Genomic DNA, 4,599 nt, shown 5'->3' on the forward strand with positions numbered 1-4,599 from the left:
GGACTATCGTACCCGTTAGTTCAGCAGTCTGCCGAACGGTTTGCGTCTGTTCAAAGAGGGGAGGATCCCGAACGGTTTGCGTCTGTTCAAAGAGGGGAGGATCCGGCCTTATCACCAAATCGCGGGTGTAAAAAAGGCCGCGGGGCGATCCCGCGRCCGATCATTAAGTATCGTAAACAGAGTAATAATCTTCAGTGATTGTCATATTTGATGCTCACATAGACGAAAACTTTCTTATCCGGACTATAATCATTGCCTGTATGTCCCTTAACTCTCCACTCCGCTCTGTAACCACCGGGCACCTCGGTAGCACTGTACTCGGTACCACCTGTGAGTAACGTCGTATCTTCCGGCAATCGGTTACCCTCGCCCACGGTCTCCAGACTAAGGTCATAATCTTCCCCATACGGCGAGGCCATGGAGACCTTAACGACTCCATGAANNCAACTCTTGTCCTGAGGACGAAATGTACCCGTAATACAACTCTTGTCCTGAGGACGAAATGTACCCGTAATATAACAAAAACTCATAATTGGATCCGCCGTATGAATAAGTTTTGGAATCGGAAAGCTGAAAAGAGCCGGGAGCCGTATATGCTGCAGTAGTGACCGTCACTTCTTGTTTCACACTTTGATTGCTATCGGCATCGACGGCGACCAATGAATAGTTGTAGGACGAATTTGGAGACAGCCCCTTCACTTCATAGCTATTCATGTCCCCGTTCAGGGTATCCAGCAGCGTATTGTCTTGGTATACCAAGTACTTGTCTACACCCGTTTCATCTGTAGCCGGATGCCAATTCAGCTGTACGCTGGTCCCCGTTCAGGGTATCCAGCAGCGTATTGTCTTGGTATACCAAGTACTTGTCTACACCCGTTTCATCTGTAGCCGGATGCCAATTCAGCTGTACGCTGTTATAGGTCACATCGGTAACCGTCAGCACGTCGCCCGTAGGCCACTCTGGCGCTTCAGGACTGGATTCGCCAAGTCCTTGAACTTGTAAGGGAGTATGGCTTTTGTTACGATATCCCCACGCCCAGACGGTTCCGTCGCTTTTGAGTGCCAAACTATGAGAAGTTCCCGCAGCTATGGTAGCCACCGAACCGAGGCCCTGCACTTGCACCGGAGGATAACGGCGTGTCGTTGTTCCATCGCCCAGTTGGCCATAGTCATTGTCCCCCCACGCCCAGACGGTTCCGTCGCTTTTGAGTGCCAAATTATGGCTTCTACCACCCGCAGCAACGGCGCTCACTGAACTGAGACCCTGTACTTGAACAGGAGTATAAAGGTCTCCCGATCCTCCATTAAACAGTTCGCCGTTGTAAGTCATTCCCCACTGCCATACCGTTCCATCGCTCTTAACAGCCAAATTATGGTCATTACCCGCAGCTATGGCGACCATCGAACTGAGACCCTGCACTTGAACGGGAGTAGAACTAGTGGATGTGGTTCTTCCAATGCCCAGTTGGCCATAATTATTCAATCCCCAAGCCCAGACGGTTCCGTCGCTTTTGAGTGCCAAACTATGATCGTCTCCCGCCGCAATAGCGACTACCGAACTGAGACCCTGCACCTGAACGGGACCCAAACTATAATCATAAGAGCCTCCATCGCCGAGTTGGCCCTTTGAATTGTCGCCCCACGCCCAAACGGTTCCATCGCTTTTGAGTGCCAAATTATGATAACGCGCTGAAGTAACGGCGACCACGGAGCTGAGGTTGCATACTTGAACGGGAGTCGATCGATAATAATCCAATTCGGTTCCCTCGCATTCGCCGAGTTGGCGTTCGATATTATCCCCCCACGCCCAGACGGTTCCGTCGCTCTTGATCACCAAATAATTCTGATCACTCGCAGCAACGGCGCTCACTGAACTGAGACCCTGTACCTGAACGGGGGCGACTCCCACCCACGTCCAAACGGTTCCGTCCTCTTTTAGAGCAATAGAAGGACCTCCTGCTTCAACCATCGTTACACCCGATTTCGAACTCTCTCCTGTCACCGTGGAACCGACCTCCGCGGCGGCTGCCTGAAAGGGCAGAAGCAGCGTCACCAGCAAAAATCCACAAACTAAAAGCATAAACCGTCGTCTCATTCAATCTTCACTCCCATTATTTTTTACCTTAAATCTACCATATTACCAAAATCTATGAATGTGCTTATTGCACTTGAATGGCGAACAACGAATTGCTAGTCATCCGGTACCAGGCGCCATTCCGGTATTGGAACTCCTTACCGCTGGACACACGCACATGTGTATCCGATTGAGTGGAATAAAGGTACGTTTTGGTGTAATTCAACTTTCCGTAGCGCACCGTGTACACCACCGAGCCGTCCGGACCCAGCTGATTGATGGAGATTCCATCTCTTGCATACCACGATTGTTTCCACGTCTGTGAAGGGGTTTCAAAGATCGGTTTGGTTTCGCCTTCCGGCGACCGGATATACAAGCTCCAATTATCTTTTTCTTTATTATACTCCTTATAGGCGATCCAGCCGTTATTGATCTGATAGTATGGTCTCGGGTTGAAAATATAGCTATAAAAAGGGTTTAGGGCTAATGTGGTAATATTGTCATCAGCGTCACGCAACCGGACCAACCACTTGTATCCGCTGCTGTAACTTTTGAGTACCTGGTAGATCATGTTTGTTCCGTCCATCAAAGGTCCGCTGTAGCTTATGTAGCCGGAAGGCAGCACCAGCGTCGTCATCGTACCGTCGGGAAGCGACTTGTAGAGGTTCGATCTAGTAGTTGGGTCCGTATAAACCACCGTTCCGTCAGCCGACAGATCAAAGCGATTCGTATTTACAAAATTCGAATTTGGCAATGAACGGGACTGTTCCGTAACTAAATCCAGCACTCTATTGGTAAATAACGCAAAATTCCCTTTTACTTCATAAACATCCCCATATGGAGAAGGGCCATCGGCAAGATTTCGAACGTTTCCGTCGTTCCAATAGTAAACAGAATGACGATAAGGAGGCCAGGTGCTAGAGTCTGCAATAGATAAAGTAAAGACTACGCCTTCAGTGGATAACTTTGCCGAATGGATCGTATAGTCTGACCCGGTGGCATCGTAAACCTTTACTTCGCTTCCGTCCGTACGGTTGTACAGCCAGAGCACCTTATCGCCGGTTTCTTTCCAAATAATACGGCTATCGTCAAAGCCAAGGATAGTTCCGTTGAATTCGTTAAGGAGCACCTCGGAACTCCAATCATCAGCGGCCGAGGCCTGCAGCGGCGGAAGCAAAATCAGTATCAGCAGCATAAATGCCCAAACAAAAATAAATCGTCGTTTCATTAATACACCTCATATAACTTATTTTGTTGACTATCCATCGGTATTTCGTCTTAAAATGACATTACTCTACTTGTTTGATTAAACACCCCCTTGTGTCGAATTGACAGTAAAACATGGTGTAGTTGAGAAGGCAGGATCTGAAAAGAATAACATTCAGCAGAATAACCGAAAGATCGATCTGAGGCCCTCACGGGAATTCATGTCTTTGTTGTTTCTTTCGGTAAAAATGAGGAATATTATTCAATTTGAATAACAATATACTACAATATATTCGTATTGAATACTCTCTTTTAGGGGTAAATTACAAATTTCACCAAACATTTGTAATTATTGAAAGTTTCAGGCTATGGGCGACTACTAGGGCAGTAGTTACCGAGTCGGGAATTTATGCATTTTGTACTATTTATTAAGCTAACGGGTACGATAGTGCAATGACAGCAAGCTGTTAGGGAGCCTGTTCAGCTCCCATGGAAGAACGCAACCTTCCATAATCTGTGGTGTGAGCGGCATGGATGGCTAACGGGCAGGTTAACGCAACATAACAATTATTGGAAACGTCTAAAGAAAAACGAGTACGGAGGTGTAAGATGATATTTTTGTCTGTTTGCATAATATTCGTTGCTATCTCGATCGTCGTTCTAAGAAAAGCTGGTGTCCTATACTCTTTCTCTAAGGGAGTCGCATTGGCTGCTGGTATATCCCTGTTAGCTGTTGCTTGTCTTGCCCAAAACTACACTCAGAGTTTAATTCCCGAGGCTAACGATGGGATCTCGATATCTAACCAGATAGCTTACTGGATAATAGGTGAAGATGGTTGGTCTCATGATTTGTTTTTGAATAAATTTAAACAATCGATTTTTTTCACCGGAATCATAATCATTCTTTATCCAGTGATTCTTGTAGCTGAGTCGAAATTTTCTTCAAAGGCTTGATGCTCTGGGATTACGCTAAACGGGTATGATAACTCAATGAATAAAATGGAGTGATTTGTTTGAAAAAGCCAATTGGGATTCATATTGAGGGTACAGTTTACGCAAATGATGGGGATTTAGGACATAACGAATTCCTAGAGGCTTTTATTAAATTCATCGAGAGTAAAGGGTGGCAATTCGGGGGAGGGAGCACTCAAATTGATGAAATAGGAGAGCCAATAAAGGATATTGATTGAACTAACGGGTACGATAGTGCCATGACAACAGACTGCGTGGATCATCGGCAGCCTGACTTAAATTCAAAAGATATGATGGCGCACCTAACAAGTAGGACAGTTTAATGAACCTTGCTAAGTATAATATGT

5 protein-coding genes and 1 pseudogene are annotated in these 4,599 nt (G+C 46.3%); 2 read left to right on the plus strand and 4 right to left on the minus strand.

Going from position 1 to position 4,599, the window contains the following annotated elements:
• The coding region (locus ASG81_RS33395) for a hypothetical protein (RefSeq protein WP_235549083.1) at positions 1-198 on the plus strand (198 nt) is incomplete at its 5' end.
• Here ASG81_RS33395 and ASG81_RS29255 read toward each other — a convergent pair.
• The 4 genes and pseudogenes from ASG81_RS29255 to ASG81_RS29270 form a co-directional block, all read right to left on the minus strand.
• Positions 192-442: hypothetical protein (locus tag ASG81_RS29255; protein ID WP_235549084.1), on the minus strand; the 251-nt coding region annotated here is incomplete at its 5' end. The two genes, ASG81_RS33395 and ASG81_RS29255, sit on opposite strands and share 7 nt — an antisense overlap.
• A 2-nt stretch (positions 443-444) precedes the next feature.
• Positions 445-804, minus strand: a pseudogene (locus ASG81_RS34290) (fibronectin type III domain-containing protein); the annotation flags it as partial.
• Positions 779-2,095 (minus strand): RCC1 domain-containing protein, encoded by a 1,317-nt coding sequence (locus ASG81_RS29265; protein WP_056643314.1) that lies wholly within the window; start codon positions 2,093-2,095, stop codon positions 779-781. The pseudogene ASG81_RS34290 and the gene ASG81_RS29265, both read right to left, overlap by 26 nt.
• Before the next feature lie 64 nt (positions 2,096-2,159).
• Positions 2,160-3,302, minus strand: coding sequence for a hypothetical protein (locus ASG81_RS29270; RefSeq protein WP_056643317.1), 1,143 nt, complete (start codon positions 3,300-3,302; stop codon positions 2,160-2,162).
• 991 nt (positions 3,303-4,293) lie between these two features.
• Between ASG81_RS29270 and ASG81_RS31550 the strand changes: the two genes are divergently transcribed.
• Positions 4,294-4,470 carry a hypothetical protein gene (locus tag ASG81_RS31550; protein WP_200961649.1) on the plus strand — a complete coding sequence of 59 codons (177 nt, stop codon included), beginning with the start codon at positions 4,294-4,296 and terminating at the stop codon, positions 4,468-4,470.
• The last annotated feature ends 129 nt before the right edge of the window (positions 4,471-4,599 follow it).

It is taken from the genome of Paenibacillus sp. Soil522 (assembly GCF_001428245.1).
Lineage (GTDB): Bacteria > Bacillota > Bacilli > Paenibacillales > Paenibacillaceae > Pristimantibacillus.

What these genes read in the sequence shown, in the direction of transcription:
- ASG81_RS29265 (WP_056643314.1), bottom strand. Translation starts at nt 2,095, where the DNA reads ATGAGACGACGGTTTATGCTTTTAGTTTGTGGATTTTTGCTGGTGACG.
- ASG81_RS29270 (WP_056643317.1), bottom strand. Translation starts at nt 3,302, where the DNA reads ATGAAACGACGATTTATTTTTGTTTGGGCATTTATGCTGCTGATACTG.